The organism is Anabaena lutea FACHB-196 (assembly GCF_014698305.1).
Classification (GTDB): domain Bacteria; phylum Cyanobacteriota; class Cyanobacteriia; order Cyanobacteriales; family Nostocaceae; genus Anabaena; species Anabaena lutea.
This window is the reverse complement of sequence record NZ_JACJST010000008.1, coordinates 130672-149500: the sequence shown is the minus strand read 5'-3', so window position 1 is coordinate 149500 and position 18829 is coordinate 130672. Positions and strand designations below refer to the sequence as shown.

At 38.4% G+C, this 18829-nt stretch carries 14 protein-coding genes; 8 read left to right on the top strand and 6 right to left on the bottom strand.

Annotation, left to right across the window (positions count from 1 at the left end; translation table 11 throughout):
• Positions 1 to 12: 12 nt before the first annotated feature.
• From H6G59_RS11105 to H6G59_RS11090, 4 genes are all read left to right on the top strand, one after another.
• Positions 13 to 1059 carry a response regulator gene (locus H6G59_RS11105; protein WP_190714354.1) on the top strand — a complete coding sequence of 349 codons (1047 nt, stop codon included), beginning with the start codon at positions 13 to 15 and terminating at the stop codon, positions 1057 to 1059.
• A gap of 392 nt (positions 1060 to 1451) precedes the next feature.
• Positions 1452 to 1949, top strand: a complete 498-nt coding sequence (locus tag H6G59_RS11100) for a chemotaxis protein CheW (protein WP_190714352.1) — start codon at positions 1452 to 1454, stop codon at positions 1947 to 1949.
• A 58-nt stretch (positions 1950 to 2007) separates the two neighbouring features.
• The gene (locus H6G59_RS11095) at positions 2008 to 4260 is read left to right on the top strand and encodes a methyl-accepting chemotaxis protein (RefSeq protein WP_190714350.1); all 2253 of its coding nucleotides are present in this window, start codon (positions 2008 to 2010) and stop codon (positions 4258 to 4260) included.
• Between the two features lie 244 nt (positions 4261 to 4504).
• Positions 4505 to 7489 carry a hybrid sensor histidine kinase/response regulator gene (locus H6G59_RS11090; RefSeq protein WP_190714348.1) on the top strand — a complete coding sequence of 995 codons (2985 nt, stop codon included), beginning with the start codon at positions 4505 to 4507 and terminating at the stop codon, positions 7487 to 7489.
• A 167-nt stretch (positions 7490 to 7656) separates the two neighbouring features.
• Here the strand turns inward: H6G59_RS11090 and H6G59_RS11085 are convergent, their stop codons facing one another.
• Together H6G59_RS11085 and H6G59_RS11080 are read right to left on the bottom strand one after the other, a co-directional pair.
• Positions 7657 to 8448, bottom strand: coding sequence for a DUF4231 domain-containing protein (locus H6G59_RS11085; protein ID WP_190714346.1), 792 nt, complete (start codon positions 8446 to 8448; stop codon positions 7657 to 7659).
• Positions 8449 to 8658: 210 nt separating this feature from the next.
• Positions 8659 to 8910 (bottom strand): hypothetical protein, encoded by a 252-nt coding sequence (locus tag H6G59_RS11080; protein ID WP_190714344.1) that lies wholly within the window; start codon positions 8908 to 8910, stop codon positions 8659 to 8661.
• Positions 8911 to 9383: 473 nt separating this feature from the next.
• On the opposite strand from H6G59_RS11080, the gene H6G59_RS11075 reads away from it, so the two are divergent.
• Positions 9384 to 10283: a DUF2382 domain-containing protein gene (locus H6G59_RS11075; protein ID WP_190714342.1), complete on the top strand. Its 900-nt coding sequence runs from the start codon at positions 9384 to 9386 to the stop codon at positions 10281 to 10283.
• A 161-nt stretch (positions 10284 to 10444) separates the two neighbouring features.
• The gene (locus H6G59_RS11070; RefSeq protein ID WP_190714340.1) at positions 10445 to 10975 is read left to right on the top strand and encodes a YsnF/AvaK domain-containing protein; all 531 of its coding nucleotides are present in this window, start codon (positions 10445 to 10447) and stop codon (positions 10973 to 10975) included.
• A 42-nt stretch (positions 10976 to 11017) separates the two neighbouring features.
• Here H6G59_RS11070 and H6G59_RS11065 read toward each other — a convergent pair whose 3' ends face one another.
• A complete protein-coding gene (locus H6G59_RS11065; protein WP_242038849.1) occupies positions 11018 to 12262 on the bottom strand; it encodes an MFS transporter in 1245 nt (414 codons plus the stop codon).
• A gap of 24 nt (positions 12263 to 12286) precedes the next feature.
• On the opposite strand from H6G59_RS11065, the gene H6G59_RS11060 reads away from it, so the two are divergent.
• The gene (locus tag H6G59_RS11060; protein ID WP_190714338.1) at positions 12287 to 13210 is read left to right on the top strand and encodes an ion channel; all 924 of its coding nucleotides are present in this window, start codon (positions 12287 to 12289) and stop codon (positions 13208 to 13210) included.
• 189 nt (positions 13211 to 13399) lie between these two features.
• On the opposite strand, the gene H6G59_RS11055 is transcribed toward H6G59_RS11060, so the two are convergent.
• Positions 13400 to 14728, bottom strand: a complete 1329-nt coding sequence (locus H6G59_RS11055; protein WP_190714336.1) for a YcjF family protein — start codon at positions 14726 to 14728, stop codon at positions 13400 to 13402.
• A 247-nt stretch (positions 14729 to 14975) separates the two neighbouring features.
• Between H6G59_RS11055 and H6G59_RS11050 the strand changes: the two genes are divergently transcribed.
• Positions 14976 to 16961, top strand: a complete 1986-nt coding sequence (locus H6G59_RS11050) for an RNA-binding domain-containing protein (RefSeq protein ID WP_190714334.1) — start codon at positions 14976 to 14978, stop codon at positions 16959 to 16961.
• A 35-nt stretch (positions 16962 to 16996) separates the two neighbouring features.
• Here the strand turns inward: H6G59_RS11050 and radC are convergent, their stop codons facing one another.
• Positions 16997 to 17728, bottom strand: coding sequence for a RadC family protein (radC, locus tag H6G59_RS11045; RefSeq protein ID WP_190714332.1), 732 nt, complete (start codon positions 17726 to 17728; stop codon positions 16997 to 16999).
• A gap of 124 nt (positions 17729 to 17852) precedes the next feature.
• Positions 17853 to 18791: a phosphoribulokinase gene (locus H6G59_RS11040; RefSeq protein ID WP_190714330.1), complete on the bottom strand. Its 939-nt coding sequence runs from the start codon at positions 18789 to 18791 to the stop codon at positions 17853 to 17855.
• Positions 18792 to 18829: the final 38 nt, after the last annotated feature.

The following is an 18829-nucleotide window of genomic DNA, read 5'->3' as shown; positions in this document are numbered from 1 at the left end:
AGTAAAAGCACAATGATGACAACTTCTCTAGGTAGCTACAGGTTGTTTCAGAAACTACATCCACTGTCCCTGTTGGCACAACTCAGTACTCGACGAGTGACAGGATGCTTAAATGTATTCACTAATAGAGTTTCTTGGTCAATCTATTTACAAGACGGTAAACTAACTTATGCTACTTATTCCGTTAAAGTGTTTGAGCGTCTTGAAAGTCACCTACAACGCTTAAATCAGCAAATTCCTACTTTTGACAACGCAACTTATGAACAGATGGGGCTGATTTCCCAAGCCCCGAATGAATCTCACCTCATAGCAAATGCAGATTATCATGCTATTTGCTGGCTAGTTCAACAAGATTATATTACTTCTGCACAAGCTGGAATGCTGATAGAAGAATTAGCGAAAGAAGTGCTGGAGTCATTTCTTTGTTTAAAAGAAGGTAATTATAAACTTAATTCCGATAATTCTTGGGATGAACTACCAAAATTCTGTCATTTAGATTTGCAATTAATCGTAGAACATTGTCAAAAGCAGTTACGCTACCGTCAGAATATCAAGCCAGTAATGCCATCTAATAGCAGTTTACCAACTCAGACATTACCGGAAACCCAGCTTGAGGAAAAATCATCAAAATCACTAAAAATTTCGCTTGCTGAACAGAAAAATCACAAAAATACGCGGTCGTCTCTTAGTAAAAACTATTATACAATTGCCTGTATAGATGATAGCCAAGCAGTTTTGAATTCTCTGAGGCATTTCTTGGATGAACAAACATTTGCAGTAGTCTTGATTAATGACCCAATTAAAGCTTTAATGCAAATTATCAGGAGTAAACCTGACTTAATTTTGTTAGATGTAGAAATGCCAAATTTAGATGGTTATGAACTCTGCTCATTATTACGGAGGCATTCAGCATTTAAAAATACACCCATTATTATGGTGACGGCAAGAACAGGCTTTATTGACAAAGCAAAAGCGAAGATTGTGAGGTCATCAGGCTATTTAACCAAGCCTTTTACCAGAGCAGATTTGCTAAAAATGGTGTCTAAACACATCAGCTGATTGAATAATTGCCAGTCAAATAGACAAATTATTAATACTGGCAATAGAGAGTTTGATAGAATTTATCATGAACTTTAACTAGGGAGTTTAAATTTACTAATGATGATTTTGATGGCTCTACGGTACTTGTTATGCTAGATTACCAGTCGGTAAGAGGGAACAGGGAACTCTTAACAGGGGAAAGAGACAATATTTGGCAATAAGGTTAAAAATTCTGCCTCATTTCTTATACAGATTAAGGTTTCTAGGATTTTTTTGCCTCGATTTTGCATATTAGGTACTGAAGAACCATTTTGATTATTTGCCATAGGAATTTAACCAATCAAATGATATTAATAATTAAAGATGCCCTTACTAAGCTAAACATCTTCAATATTTAACCAATTTAATATATGGCAAATTCAAAAATAAACCTGTACTATCAACCAACTCAAAGCTCATCGGGAGATAGCTATCTTAAATTTCAATTGAATCAACAAACTACGGCAGTTTTATCAGTTAATCATACCCAAGAAGCAATTATTATACCAGTTGAATCTGTGACTGCCATGCCGAATATGCCTGCCTGTATTTTAGGATTAATGAATTGGCGCAGTCGGATTATTTGGGTAATTGATCTGCCAAAAATGTTTAATTTAGAATGCCTAGATCATCGGCTCAGACAGTATAATATCATCGTTATTAAAGTAGAATCATTGCTTTTGGGCTTAGTTGTGCAAGAAATTAAAGGTACAACTAAATTGATGTCAGATGATATTCATTCTCCTGTAGGACAAGTGGCATCTAGTTTGGTTCCTTATCTATGTGGCTGCGTAGATCAAAAAGAAGAAACTCTACTTGTATTAGATGCACAGAGTATTGTAAATTATGGTAATAATCGCAGTGATTAACCAATCAAAATAAATCGCTATTTACTGTTATTTTTAATAACGTCAGGGGAATTATTTCATGTTTAATAAAACCAAGACTACTCAAAGTGGTGATCCTAAAAATCAAGCATCTATAATGGCATCATCAAAAGTCAGTGATTCTAGAAACGAAATTGCTAGTAAGTCTGATGCCCAAAAAACTCACAATTATTCTGGCAATTATGCAGTTAAATATTGGCAGCAACTTAAATTAAGCACAAAAGCGATATTTTTTGCAATTGCTATTGGTACATTACCAGTCATGGGAATGGGAATAATCGCCTATAGCTTTGGCAGCAAATCAATTACTAAGCAAATTATCATAAATCAAGAAAATGAAGTAATTAGCTTCAGCGATACTATTAATCGTTTTATGTTGGCAAGGTATGGAGATATTCAGATCCTCTCTAATCTGCCATTTTTGACGAATGATCTAGTGAGTAAAAGCACTGCTATTACCCAAAAACAGGTAGTATTCAACCGCTTTATTACAGCCTATAAAGCCTATGACAGTGTAGCAGTATTGGATCTCAATGGGCGAGTAATTTTGCAAAATCAAGGTAAATTCATACAACAGGAAAGAAACCAACAATACTTTCAAGAGGTTTTGCAAAAAAACGCTGTTGTTATTAGTCAACCAGAAAAATTAGAAAATATCGGTTTAGTAATTTATATAGCTGCACCAGTTAAAGAAGCAGCCACGGGCAAAACTATCGCCATAGTGCGAACCCGAATGCCTTTAAAAATGTTAGAAGAATTCATTAAAAATTACGTAACCCATAGTAATAACTATTCTTTAGTTGATACTTCAGGAAAAGTATTTCTCAGTCCCAAGTCAGATTTATTGGGGCAAGAGGCTACAGTAATATATCCTAGTTTAGCGAATCTGCTGGCTAGGCAAAATGTCAATGATTTAACAGGAGTTCAGACAATTAATCAAAAGCCAGAAATAGTCAGTTATTTACCATTGAGAAAAATAGCAGGTTTACCGCAACTCAACTGGCAGGTAATGATGGCTCAAGATGCCGAAATAGCTGTTGAGCCGCAAAGACAATTTCTGATTTTTATTGCTCATAGAACAGCACTGATAGCATTATTGATGACATTACTAGTGGCTTGGTTAGCCAAGGGAATGACAAAGCCAAATTTAGATAAATCTGCGGTAGTCGCAATCCGGGCTGAAGAAGAAATCAAGATTCCTGTGGAGATTTCCAGAGAGAATGAATTACCCGTTTCTGTCAAAGAGTTGGAAATTAAGGCTCATAGAGAAGCTATCTCAGAGCCGGAATGGCTACAAAAAGACACACTACATCTACAACTTCTGAAGTTACTTACCGAGGTAGAAAGTGCTGCTCAGGGAGATTTAACAGTACAAGCTGATGTCACATCAGGAGAAGTTGGTACTGTTGCTAATGCTTTCAACTCAATTGTCAAAAGCTTGCGGGATATCGTCACCCAAGTCAAACAGACTGCTACGCAAGTCAACACAGCCCTTGGCTCTAATCAAGATGCTATCCAACACTTAGCAGCGGAAGCACTGACACAAGCTTCTGAAATCAATCGCACCTTAGAAGCAGTTGAGCAAATGACTAGTTCCATGCAAGCTGTAGCTGATGACGCTCAACAAGTTACTGCCATTACTAATCATGCTAACCACACCGCTATCAAAAGTGGAAAAGCGATGGATTTGACAGTAAAAAATATTTTGTCTTTGCAAGAAACAGTGGGCGAAACTGCTAAGAAAGTCAGGCATTTGGGAGAATCTTCTCAACAAATTTCCCGTGTTGTGTCTTTAATTAACCAAATTGCCATGCAAACTAATTTGTTGGCAATTAATGCAGGTATTGAAGCAGCACGGGCTGGGGAAGAAGGTCAAGGTTTTGCTGTAGTTGCGGAAGAAGTCGGGGAATTAGCGGCTCGGAGTGCGGCAGCTACCCAAGAAATTGAGCAAATTGTCGATAAAATTCAACGAGAAACCAGCGAAGTGGTGAAGGCAATGGAGATAGGAACTATTCAGGTAGTTGAAAGTACCCAAATTGTCGAAGATGCCAAACAGAGTTTGAGTGAAATTTTAGATGTGTCGCAGCAAATAGATACTTTAGTGCAGTCAATTTCTACAGCTACGGTTTCTCAGGTACAAACATCGCAAGTTGCGAGCCAATTGATGAAAGATATTGTTGCTATTTGCCAACACACCAGCGATTCTTCTTACCAAGTTTCTGAATCTTTACAAAAAACTGTGGAGATTTCCCAACATTTGCAAAAGACTGTCGAGACTTTTAAAGTCAATTGATTTAGTCATTGTAGCTATTTTCAGCCTCACGCTTCAAGCACAGAGCAAACTCGAATTATATAAAAACTGCTGTAAATCAGCACAATAAAACCCTTTTTTACTCCCGCAAGAGCAGCTTGATCCCAACGATAATTATTTACGCCCACCTACTTAATTTTAATTCCCAGTGGCATCAAGTTATAAATTGTCAATTCCAAATCTAAAATCCCAAACCTAAAATTGAATGACTGAGGACTAATGATTTATGACGAATGATAAAGAATTGGAAATCCAGATGCAGTTTCTGGAAGAGGCAACTGATTATCTCAATACATTAGAAAGTATATTGCTAGAAATCGACACTAGTAGACATATCGATTTAGATAAGATTAATGCTGCAATGCGAGCCGCTCATTCTATTAAAGGTGGCGCAGCGATGATGGGGTTTCGGGTGTTGAGTGATTTGGCTCATCGCTTGGAAGATTCTTTTAAGGTTTTAAAAACTAGTAAAAATTCTCTAGAAATTGACACTCATTTACAGAGTTTATTATTATCTGGTGTTGATTGGCTACGGCAAATTGTGGATTTGTTATCACAGAGAAAATCTCTAGATGATAAATGGTTAAAAACCTTTTGCTATCCAATTTTTGATGAATTACATCAGCGTTTGGGCGACCCATCTCCAGAGGATATTACAACCATGCTATCCCCAGAAGATGGACAGGGAATTATCCCTTTATTGTTTGAAACCGAGGTGGAAGAGTATTTACAGCGCCTAGAATCTCTGTTAGCAAATAGTTCTCAACTGGAGTTACACCAAGAAGTGGGGCTAATGGCTGCGGAGTTGGGTGGTTTGGGAGAAATGCTTCAGTTAACTGCTTTTACTCAGCTTTGTGAATCAGTCAACCATCACTTAGAAACTGCTCCAGAGCGGGTTGTAGAAATTGCCCAGTTAGCATTGCAAGCATGGCGGCGATCGCAAGCTTTAGTGCTGACAAATCAACGAAATAGCTTACCAAGAGACATTCATCTGGGTGCAGTCAGGGATACTCAAGAGCAGGTTTCTACCTCGGCCATAGTCCCAATTAATGAAAATCTCTTGGTAGCAGAGGGACTGACTACTGATTTTGGCTCATTAGAGATAGAGTTACCTCCAGAAATTAATGCTGTGGAGTTTCCTGAACAAAATATAGCATTTACTCAAGAAATTCCATCTTCAGATTATAAACAAATTGAACGCAAAAGCGAGATCGCCACTGTTTCTAAAGATAAAGAAATTCATGAAAATACAGTGCGAGTTCCTAGTAAGCAACTAGAGGAAATTAATGATTTATTTGGAGAAATAATTATCCAGCGAAATGGACTAAATTTACAACTAGAAAGATTACGAAAACTGGTTTTTGGTCTTAGCCAAAGAGTGCAAATTCTTGACCAAGAACATCAAGAAGTGCGTTTAGCATATGAAAAAATTATTACGCAAACTTTGTCTTCTAGGTTATCTGCATCAAAAGAGTCAGAAGCTAATCACCAGACACCAACAACAGAGTCAGGTGTTAATGTTTTGGAGGTAGATCAATATCAGAAATTAAACCTGCTGTCTCAGGAGGTGATGGAAACTATTGTTCAGGTAGCAGAAGTCACAAGTGATATTCAACTCAGTGTTGATGATACAGATCAAATTGCGCGGAAGCTAAATAAGACATCCAAGCAAGCCCAGAGAAAGTTAACACAAGTGAGGATGCGTCCTTTATCTGATTTGGTAGAGCGTTTTCCCAGAGCAATTCGTGATTTAAATGTTGAGTATGGCAAAAATGTGCAGTTAAATATTGAAGGTGGGAAAACTTTAATTGAACGCAGTATTTTAGAGGCTTTGAATGAGCCGTTAATGCATTTGTTACGTAATGCTTTTGATCATGGAATTGAAGATCCGGCTACCCGTCGCGCTCAAGGGAAGCCAGAACAAGGATTAATTGAAATTAGAGGCTATCACCGGAGCGATCGCACTATCATTACTATGCGTGATGATGGTAGAGGCATTTCTCTAGAAAAAATCCGCCAACGTGCGATAACAATGGGTTTGGATACAGCCCTAATCGCTGGTGCTAGTGATGAGGAACTACTATCACTGATTTTTGAACCTGGATTTACAACTTCTGATCAAGTCACAGCTTTATCAGGACGTGGTGTGGGAATGGATGTAGTTCGCAATAATCTAACAATGGTGCGGGGTGATATTAAAGTTGACACACAACCAGGAATTGGTACGACTTTTACTTTATCAGTACCCTTTACACTGTCAGTCGCACGAGTGTTATTGGTAGAGATTGATACTGGCAGCCGACGACACCAACGCATGGTTTTAGCAGTTCCTACAGATGTAGTTGCGGAAATCTTTTTACTGCAAAACGATCAGGTTTTCTCAATGGATGGAGGGGAATTTCTCAACTGGCAAGATAGTATGTTACCTTTAATGCGTTTGGGTAATTACTTTGAGTTTAATTGTTCCCACTACAATAGTTTAGACATAGAAAGTCCAACAGGCATTAATGCCAGTAGCGTGTTAATAGTCAAAAACGATCATCAACCAGTAGCTGTGCAAGTAGACCGTTGCTGGGGTGAACAAGAAGTAGCGATTCGCCAAGTTGAAGGGAATATACCTTTACCTGACGGTTTTAGCAACTGCACAATTCTTGGTGATGGTCGGGTAGTACCACTGGTAAATACCAACGAATTAGTATCTTGGATTACGACTAATCAACGTCCTCACAGAAGTAACAAGTTACCTACAACTCGATTAAAAACTGCTTTTCTCAAACCACAAAAAGATAAACCCATAGCTAGACCTGCTCACCAAAAAGGCATGATTTTAATTGTCGATGACTCGATTAATGTCCGCCGTTATTTAGCTCTAACTTTGGAAAAAGGAGGGTATCAAGTTGAACAGGCTAAAGATGGTCAAGATGCTTGGGAAAAGTTAGAAAGTGGCTTAAAAGTCCAAGCTGTAATTTGTGATATTGAAATGCCGCGTCTTGATGGTTATAGCTTTTTAGATCGTGTCAAATCCAACACTGATTTAAAAAACATTCCTGTGGCTATGTTGACTTCTCGTAGTAGTAATAAACATCGCAAAATGGCAATGCAATTAGGTGCGCGAGCTTATTTTTCTAAACCTTATAATGAGCAAGATTTGTTAAGAACTTTGGAAGATATGATTTTTATGATGGCAGAAACAACATCATCTAATAATTGAATAAACCACAATCTAGAAACGTTAACAGGGGCAGAGAAAGCCCCTCATTAATCGCTTACAAAATTCCTCTACTTCGTGAGGTACAGCAAGAAAGATGGAACCGCAGATAGAAGAAGATAGACGCAGATAAATTTGTACCTCAGTAGATTAGCCTAATCAAACCCATTTTAAGCTGGTTGTTCACTTCGGCTTGTATCAGAACTGGACTGTTCACTAGGTGCTTGCTCCTTTTTATCTTTTTGTTGTTCAGTAGCTTGTTGCACTTGTTGCAGGTGAATGTTATTTACTTGAGTAATAAATTGTTCCACAGATTGGCTTATTCGTTGTTGTTGTTCAGATTCATCCGTGACATCATAACAACGATAAGCTGGTGTAATTCCTAAGATAAACTTCTCTTGTTCTGCTTCTAACAACTCAACAATTGTGTTAGCAGCAACCGCATTCTTCTGAAAAGGAAAAGAAGTGACTATACTGGCGATAATAGAAGCCAGAGCCGGACAGATTACTGGTAGCCACTTCAGCCAAGCTTGTCCTGCTTCTAATTTATCTACCAACACTAAAATTGGTGTGACACCAGACAAAACAACGGTAGAAATTTGCAAAACGTAGTAAAGATTTCTTGCCCAATTTCTAACGTTTTTATAATCATTAATCAAATCTTGGCAATACTCTAAAGCCTTGGCTCTAGCAGGGATGATTGTATTGTTTTCCAAAGAATTATTATGAGTTAATAAAGAGGTGTAAATTTCCGCTTTTTTTTCAAAATCAATCTTTTTTGCTTCTTTATTGGCATTATTAACTGAGCTTCTATTGAGTAGAAACAAAAAAATTGCAATAGCTAAAGCTGCTGAACCAGCTATTAGATATTCGTGATTACTGGAATCGAAATAAATGATGATAGCAGCACTGATAAAAACAGCCGCTAATAAATAATCAATCAACTTTAAGAACAACAACATTTTTTCACCTGGCTAAGACAACAGATTAGACGTACAGGCAATTTCCATTTGGATACTCAAAATTCGCTATTTTTCCAGTGGTCTTTGCCTGTTATCCTTTGAAAATTGGGTGAAAAGCCTAGAAAAGGTGATTTTCACAAACAATAAAGTATATTACATGAAAGTAGTATTTAATACAAGTTTGTTAAGATAACACCTCTCACTAACCCTCTAAACATTGAGAAAAAACACAATTAAGATAATACTAAGGGTAAGAGCAAAAATTAACGCATATTCAAATCTACGATTTAAAAATCCAACAACAGCAATTAATCCCAGTAACAGAATAGAGATACCAACATATTGTTCTTTTTGCAAACCTCGATTAATTAATGAATCTTGAAGTGGTGAACCTTGAGTGGGTGTTTCTTGAACTTGAATATTCTTAGTCTGTATTGGTAAGTATTTAGGAGTTAAATTCATATATAGTAATCCTGTTTGATTTATGTATCCCTTGCAGGAGCCGTAGGCATATTTATTTGTGTGGGCAGGGAACAGTGTCAATGAAAGATTTAAACCCATAGATATATGGATAGTAGTAAATTTCAATGATATGAAGTTACAATAAACAAAGTAGCTCATATATAACTCGTATATAAGTTTATCGAAAAACTTTAAAGCTTCTTCCCTTGCAGAAGAGAGGTTTTTAGGTAAACTTCATGACTTTTAAAACATCCTCTCAGATTTATCTAATTACTTGTCAAACAAGAATCGACTTAATCCCGCGTCTGTCTATTATTCCTAAAGATAACTTTTCAGCATAAAAATATATTACTTTTGATAAAAATAGCCTAATTCAATTCAGTCGATAGGGAGAAGAGGAAAATTGAATAAATGTTTAGGATTGAAATAAATCAAGAAATTCTATTTCTATAATATTTTCGAGGAAAAATATAATGGGTCTTTACAAATTACAAGAGTTTGATCCTGATTACCACGATGCCTTTGAAGGTAAAGATATTAAAGGATTCGCAGTTTACAGCGAAGGAACTAACGAAAAGATTGGTAATGTTAATGATGTTTTAGTTGACGATGAAGGTCATTTTCGCTATTTAGTAGTTGACTTAGGGTTCTGGATTTTTGGTAAAAAAGTATTACTACCCATTGGCCGCACTCGCATCGAGTATAATACTGATCGCGTTTACGCTCTTGCTTTAACAAGAGAGCAAGCAGAAAATTTACCAGAATACAACGAACGTCTAACGACAGATTACGACTACGAAGAACGGGTACGGGGAGTATATCGCAATCCTCAGTATCGCACCGCTCCTCTAGAATCATCAGTACCTGTAGAATCATCAGTACCTGTAGAATCATCCCTAGGAGTAGCCACAACTACTACATCAACTTACAACCGCGATACTTATAGCTACGAACATGAGCCTGATTTGTTCCATTTAAATGAGCAAGATCATCAGACTCTGAGATTGTATGAAGAAAGGCTTATCGCCAATAAACAACGCCGCAAAACTGGCGAAGTCACAGTTGGTAAGCACGTAGAAACTGACACGGCACGAGTATCAGTACCAGTGCAAAGAGAACACGTAGTTATTGAACGTGTAACACCGGACGATGCTGGTAGAACTGTTTCTGCTCGTGAAGCTGACTTCCGCGAAGGTGAAGTTACTCGCATGGAAATTTACGAAGAAACACCTGAAATTCGCAAAGAAGCATTTGTCCGAGAAGAAGTTAGAGTTAAAAAAGTTGTAGAACAAGATAACGTTGAAACTCAAGAAACAGTACGTCGTGAAGAGTTAGATGTAAGTTCTCCTAATCTACCGATTGAAGAACGATAACTGGTTTTGAAAAAATGACAATTATTTCCCTCAGTCTATCTGTAAGGCTGAGGTGACACTAACTTAGCCCGCGTAGGCGGGCTAACTAATTCTATTGTACAAAAAACTCATAAATCTACTTATCTACTTATATGAACACAGAAAAATCATCAATAGAGTATATGCCTGAATATTTAAGCTCGGAAACACTAAATGACCATAACCTAGAAAAAGATGCCTCTGTCAATTCAAAGTATTTGACAACGGTTGAGGAAAAAATTATCTCTCTCCTTGAAGAAAAATTGGTTGTTAATAACCGCAAGCAGAAAGTAGGAGAGGTGATTCTTCGTAAAGAAATTGAAACTTACATGATACAGGTTCCTGTACGCCGAGAAAAGTTGATTATTGAACAAGTTAGCCCAGAACATAAACAACTAGCAGAAATTGATTTAAGTCAAGGGGAAATTTCCGGTGTGGAGTTAACCACAGGAGAAACACCACAATTTACAAGTTTTGATAGTAATTTAATGGTCAGTGGTGAGTTTAGTTCTCCAAAAATTGTTAGTTTACTTTTAAATGCGATCGCGCTAGAGCAAAATCATGGATGCCAGAAGATAAAATTGGCAATTATTCTAGAAAATGAGTCCCAACAGCACAAGTATCAAGAATGGTTTAATCGCTGTTCTCAGAGTCAACAACCAAAGTTTTCATAGTAGTTAATTTTCCGGTGGGTAATTCCCACCTTTTTTTATGAATTACGAATTACGAGGTGTATATCTTTTCCGATTATATATGGCAAAACCTAAAACAAAAAATGTTAACAATCCTGCCAAATATAAAGGATAGCCATAGGTTAGGGGATTAGATTGTTTGACAATGACTCCTGCAATTACCGGACCAATGCCATTAGAAATACTTAAATAAGAAGCATTCAGACCCAATGCAGTTCCCTGATCTTGTGGTTGAGCATTCAGAGAAATTAACGTGCTAATCATCGGTTGGACTAAAGAATTAAATATTGAAAACATGATACTGATAATTACAAAATAAGTAATATTAGGAAAAATCGGCATCAAAGCAAATGAAAAACTCCGAAAAAACAACCCTAAAAATAATATTTTAACTACATCAATTTTCTTACTCATCATAGACACTCCCCAGGTTTGCATAATCACACCTAGGATGCCAAATAATAAAAACAACAATGTTAAAGACTTACTATTTTGACCTAATACTTGAATAAAGTAAGGCTGGAATGCATAGGTAAACATAGTAAAAGTTGTTCCCGTTAAAAAATTAATGAGGAGCAAAATACCAACTCCCGGCATTGCCAAACCTTTAATTAAATTTCCTAAGCCTAAATCAAAAATATTCTTGGATTTGGTAGCTTGATGTGGAAGAGTTTCTGGTAAGAAGAAGATTGTCACTAACAGAGCAACAAATGCCACTCCACCAGAAGCTAAAAAAGCAGCCCCCAAAGAAAACTGTTGTGCTAACAAGCTAGTAGCTGGCCCTAAGACAAAGCCTAAACCCATTGCAGCCCCATAAATTCCAAATGCTTGAGCGCGATTTTTGGGACTGGTGATATCAGAAATTACCGCTTGGGCCACAGAAGCATTACCGCCGGTGATACCATCTAAAAATCGGGCGAAAAAAAGCAGTCCCGCAGTTGTTGCAGTTCCAGCTATGGAGTTAGCGATGACTGTTCCCGCTAAACTGATTATTAGTAAAGGCTTACGTCCAAAACGGTCGGATAATTTACCAATGACAGGAGTTGCAAAAAATTGAGCGATAGAGTAGATAGAAAATAATAAACTGGTTTGGAAATCGTTCAGTCCAAATTGTTTGCCATAAAGATAGATAATAGGAATTAAAATTGTAAAACTCAGGGAGTTCACAAAGGCAATTAAAGCAGTAATCCAAAAATTGCGATTCATCAGGAATAAATAACCACCAGGTTTGTGCTTTATAGCTGCATTCATCTTTTGCCATACTACCATTCATCATGCTTTTGGTTACTCCCCATGAAATTTCGATTGCAGAAACAGTCCAGGAAGGAAAAAAAATATTTAATTCCCCGAGTTCATATCAAGATCCACAATGGACAATTTGAGATCATGGGTATGGGTGCATGGTATTCTTACTGGCGTGATCCTTACCATTTGCTCCTGACCATTCCCTGGCTTAGTTTCTTGATCCTAATTTGTATTTTTTATGTAGCTATTAATGCTTTCTTTGCTTTCGCTTACTGGTTAGGAGGAGACTGTATTGCTAATGCTCAACCAGGTTCTTTTTCAGATGCCTTTTTCTTCAGTGTGCAAACTTTGGCATCTATTGGCTATGGTGCAATGTATCCAAAAACAACTTATGCCAATATCATTGTCACCATTGAAGCCATGATTGGTGTGGTGGGAATTGCTGTGATGACAGGATTAGCCTTTGCCCGTTTCTCTCGACCTACCGCCCGTGTGATATTTAGCCGTGTAGCTGTTATTACACCCCATGAAGGATTACCCACGCTGACATTTCGTACCGCTAACCAGCGCCGGAACATGATTTTAGAAGCACAAATGCGGATGTATTTAATGCGCGACGAAATCACAGTAGAAGGATATTACATCCGTCGAATTTATGATCTTAAACTTTTACGTAATCAGACACCTAATTTCTCTTTATCCTGGCTAGTAATGCATATTATTGATGAGTCTAGTCCTCTCTATGGAATGACAGCAGAATCTCTAACTCACACCAATTCTTTATTGATGGTTTCTGTTAGTGGTATTGATGAAACTGTTGCACAGGTTGTTCATGCTCGTTATAGTTATGGTGCAAATGAGATTTTATGGAATCACAGATTTGTTGATATTATGCACCACACATCTGATGGACATCGCTATGTTGACTACAACCATTTTCATGATGTCTTACCTGTAGATAAAGTGGCTTGATATTTTGTGAAACGATGCATTTAGATTGAATCTGGGTAAGAATTCAGGAGTCAGGAGTCAGGAGTCAGGAGACGCTACGCAGACCTATGGCTTACGCCACGCTGCGCTATCGGTTCAGAATGCTTATGAAATGAAGAATAGAGAGAGGTGAGATTTTATCAAAATCATACTCTTAGTCAGCAACCCCAATTAACGAATTCCCTTAAATCGATCTTTTGCACTCTCAAATGCATCTTGCATAACTGCTTGAATCTTCTGGGGATCAGGTTTTTTCCCACCCATTAAATCACCAAAATAAACACAAGCACTTTCACCTAAAGCCCATGTATAAGCTGCTGCCCATGATGCAGCAATTACGCTGCCAAAACCAGGGATAAATTTAATTAACTCCCGTGCTACAGCTTGGGCTAAAAAACCACCAGCGATGGCTATGCCCGCCGAAGGCATCGCACTCACAATACCCCCAGCTTGAGATGGTGTCAAGGTTTGCCCATATAATTTACCTAATAATCCCACCATTGATACTTGCAAAGCTGTTAAAACAGGCATAGTTGCAAAAGGTAAAGGCACTGCTGCTAAAGTAGCTGCCATAATCGAAAAAGGTAAAATATAACGTCTTCCTGCATCCCGATAAATATTACCTAATTTCTCCCCAGCTTGTTTATCTAATAATTGATAAATTGCTTTTGATTCTGCTTCAGGTAAGAGTTCGGCTAAATTATCTCGCAGTCCTTCTAAACCATAAAATACAGGATGATAACCGTCTTCTTCTAAAGTAAAATCAATCAAAACTGCATTATTATATAAACCCACAAAATTCTCTTTTATTTGGGTAAATGCTCGGTTTAATTCTGCAAAATCTGGGGGATAATAGGGATGATCCTCTGTTTGGGGTGGGTAAATTTCATGTAAGCAAGTCACCACCAATAAACAGGGAATATTTGGATATTGTTGACGCAATTTTTGAGCTATTTGTCGCAGGGTATCAGTTGCGAAATCATTAATTTTCACAGTCAGAATTAAGACTCTAGCCCCTGTAGCCTCTGTTTGTAAATCACCAATTAACTCTTGGATAATTTTCTCGGTATCTTGATTTACATCTCCTAGCCCCACCGTATCCGTAAAAACTAGCAAGGGCAAATCACTGGAAGGATAAGCATAGCGTTGGGTATTTTGGGTGTGGGGACGAAAACCCTGTCCGATAATTTCCGCAGAAACTCCCGTTAAACCCCTAACTATAGAGCTTTTACCCGCTTGGGGTTTCCCTAACAACAACGCTTCTGTAGTGGGTAATTCAGCGCGAATGGTCTCTAAAATCTCGGCTACTTGGGCATCACTGACAGTAAACCATTGTCCTATGGTCTGTGTTACTTGGTCTACGGGTAGGAGTTGAACTAATCTGGTTGTGGTTTTGTTGACAACACCAGAAATGCGGTTTTTCCAAGAATCATTTTCCGACTTGGGTTTAATTTCATCAGTCGGTGTTTTCAATGAGTCTGTGTTGGGTTGCTCAGTCATTGGTGTAATTTCATCTTGCCACCATTTCTAGTATAGCTGTGGTGTGTTGATGAGAAATTAGCTCAGTTAGGAAATTTTGTCTGTCCAAGTAAGTGACGGAGAGACAAATAGGCTTATATGAACTTTCGGGGATTACGAATACTTGCAAGAAAATAAATAGCACATGATGTTTATAAATACTGTTAAATTAATTAACAGATCCTCCATGAAGTGGTGTGGGTATATTTTGGCAGTTTGAGGATTGACGATGGTGAGCTTATCAATCTTGGACATCGAAGAACTAGCAGAAGGCTGTGATATTGAAGCCAAAGAGGCATCAGGTAAAGACGGAAAAGGTGAACTACCTAAAAGTTTCTTTGAGTCTTATTCCGCAATGGCTAACACCTACGGTGGTGTCATTTTTTTGGGAATAGAAGAAAAACCTAAAGGAAAATTTAACGCTACAGGTATTGTTATTCCAGAGCGTGTTCTCAAAAACCTCTGGGATGGGCTAAACAATAGACAACGAGTCAGTGTCAACTTACTTACCGATAAAATGGTGGAATTGATTGATATACAAGGTAAGCAAGTATTACGCATCCAAGTACCGAGAGCCAAGCGGTCACAACGTCCAGTCTATGTAGCACAAAATCCCATAACAGGTACTTACCGAAGAAACCATGAAGGAGACTACCATTGTGATGAAGAAACTGTTAAGCGAATGCTGGCAGAGCAGGTGGAAGAAGTGCGAGATGCTCGGTTACTGGAAAACTACGGTTTTGATGATATTGATCAGAACACACTCAAAATATATCGTAACCATTTCAAAGCTACTAAACCTGATCATCCTTGGCTAGATTTAGATGATAAAGAATTTCTACGGTCTATAGGTGGTTGGGTACAAGATAGGGAAAATGGCAGTGAGGGATTGACACTGGCAGGCCTATTGATGTTTGGTAAACTTCCATCCATCCTTGAGGTTGTACCTAATTATGTTGTAGATTATCAAGATCATCCAGAACAAATGACTGATACTCGCTGGGTAGATCGCGTTACCACCGATGGAACATGGTCAGGAAACCTTTATGACTTCTATCGCCAGGTAATTCAAAAACTTTTCTCAGACCTCAAAGTACCCTTTAAGCTTCAGGGTACAAAAAGAGTAGATGAAACACCAGTGCATGAAGCATTACGTGAAGCCTTAATTAATACAATAATTCATGCAGATTATACAGGACGACTAGCAATTCAGATTACCAAGCAATCTGATATGTTTTTATTTCGTAATCCTGGTACAATGCGCCTGCCATTAGAAGATGCTTTACAGGGTGGCAATAGTGACTGCCGGAATCGCAAATTACAAAAAATGTTTCAACTAGTGGGAGTCGGTGAACAAGCAGGCTCAGGTATTCCCCGAATTTACCGTAACTGGAAGCGGCAGCACTGGCGAGTACCTGTTCTGTTAGACCAAGTGGAACCCGATCAAACAATATTAGGAATGCTGATGGTCAACTTGCTACCGGAAGAAACTCTCCAAGGTCTTGACGAGCGATTTGGCTCCTCATTTCGAGAGTTGTCTTATGACCAGCGACTTGCTTTAGCAACAGTAGCCATTGAGGGAAAAGTTACTCATGCTCGGCTTAAATCTATGACAACAACTCATCCACATGATTTAACAAAGGCTTTGTGTGCGCTTGTCAGAGATAGCTTTCTAGAGTCTGCTGGCGCTACCCGTGGTACGTTCTACTTTTTTCCTGGGGAACCGCCAGAATCTGAAGCTGAATTAGTAGCTCAAACCCCTATATTAGGGAAACAAACTAACGCAGATAATTTGTTTTCAGAATTAAGACCTAATGAATCAAGCTCCGATGATTTGGAGTCAAGCTCAGATGATTCGGAGTCAAACTCCGATAATTTGGAGTCAAGCTCCGATGATTTGGAGTCAAACTCCGATGATTTGGAGTCAAGCTCCGATGATTTGGAATTAAGCTCCGATGCTTTAGAAGTACTAAAAGCAATTGCAGCACCTGTCAGGAATAAGGGCAAAGTATCAACAGATATTATGGAAGCAACTATTCTCAAGCTTTGCAAAGAAAGGTTTTTGAATAATAAACAACTCCAAGAATTATTAGATCGTTCTTACCATACATTACGGCTTGGTTACTTAAGCAAGATGCAAAAAAAAGGTCAACTGGAATTACGATACCCTGATAAACCTACTCATCCCAATCAGGGATATCGTACAAAGAATTAAGCCAATATTGACCAGTTTTAGAAAAAGCAATCAAATCAATCCCCCTGGGGACAATCATCCCAGAGAGTTGTAGTCTCTCGCAAACTCTGATGAGTACCATTCCCTAAAATCAAATGGTCTAATAAGGGAATACTTAAAAGTTCTGCACCTGCTAATAATTGCTTTGTCAATTCTATATCAGCTTCACTAGGTTCTAAATTACCAGAAGGGTGATTATGTGCTACTATAGCTCGCGTTGCACCATGACGAATCACTTCCCGAAAAATGTCACGGGGAGAAGCTAAAGTTTCCGTCGCAGTCCCAATGGTAATTACCTTTGTTCCCAAAAACTTATTTTTCACATCTAATAATACTACTGCAAAACGTTCTTGATTTTGCCACATCAAGTCTTGACTAAGCGTCGCGGCCGCAGCAAGGGGACTGTCAATTACTGTTCCATCGGAGGGACGAGATAAAAAAGCGCGTTTGCCTAATTCAATTGCTGCGAGAATTGTTGTGGCTTTTGCCGGTCCCACACCAGGAATTGCCATCAATTCAGTTGGTGTAACTTCCCTTAAAGCTGCTAAAGGGTCACGCTGATGTTTGCCTAACTCCTGTAGTATATATTGCCCCAAGCCGACTGCAGAAAGTTTACCTGGCCCTTGTCCAGTACCTAGCAAAATAGCGATTAATTCAGCAGTGGCTAAGATTTTCGGACCATGTGTCATTAGTCGCTCACGTGGACGCTCATTTTCGGGTAAGTCGGCAATTCTGAGGCAATAAGTCATACCAATTTAGGATTTGAGATTGGGAATAATTGGGTAGAGCTATATTTATTTATCTCTTATTTGCTTGACCAATTATCCTTGTTTGCAAAATCTTTAATTTTGCTCAGTATTACTTAGGGCTTGCTTATTGATAAATTTGTGTAGCTTTGAGCATATGGTAAGTAATGATTAACTGTGTAAGTGCGAGGGGATAACTTTGCAGTGTTTCTCCGGTTGTACCCGCGATTTTACCTAGTTCTGGATTAATTTCGCGATCGCATATATTCTTTAAATAAGGCATATCGGAACACATAATATGCTCTATTTTAGTCACCTGTTCTAAGGTAGCGTGACCATCAACTTCCAGAACATCCACTGGTTTACCCATATCTCTATCTAGTCCCAGACGAACTGCTGATTGAGAATCACCATTACCAGATTCAGTAATTTGGGTAAAATCTGGATGGGGAATAGAAGGACGCAACACCAAACGTACATTTAAATGACCATTGGTTTCATTTTCGTCCTCTTTTGTGGGATAAAAACTGACGACAATATCCGACCATTGGCGCTGGGGACGGATATAATTTTCTGAGTCTGGTTCACGTTTTTCTAGTTCTGCTAATACTTGTTCTGGGGTATAACCACGCTTTTGTGTATCCCGCTTAACTTTCCAAGCAGCACGAACTGGTTCCGGAGGGGCAAGATATACTTTTACATCATAAGCGTCACGGGCTGCACGGGTAGAATAACCTAGTAAACCTTCAATAATTACAAATTTATTAGGTTTAATGTATTGTGGCGGCTCAAATGTCCCTGTTTTGTGGCTATAAACCGGCTTGAGAATCGGCTGTCCTGTCCGTAACAGTGATAAATGCTGCTGCATAATATCCAAATGGTTACAGTCAGGATGAAGGGCTGTAATCCCAATTTCTGCCCGTTGTGTGCGATCGTAACGATGATAATCGTCTGTACATATGAGGGTAACATTCTCCGGTCCAAGTACCTGAGCAATTCCTCTAGTCAATGTCGTTTTACCAGCAGCGCTGTCACCAACAATCCCAAGAATAATTGGACGGCTCATTTTACCCCCTTTAACACAACTTAGTTGTGTGATAATGT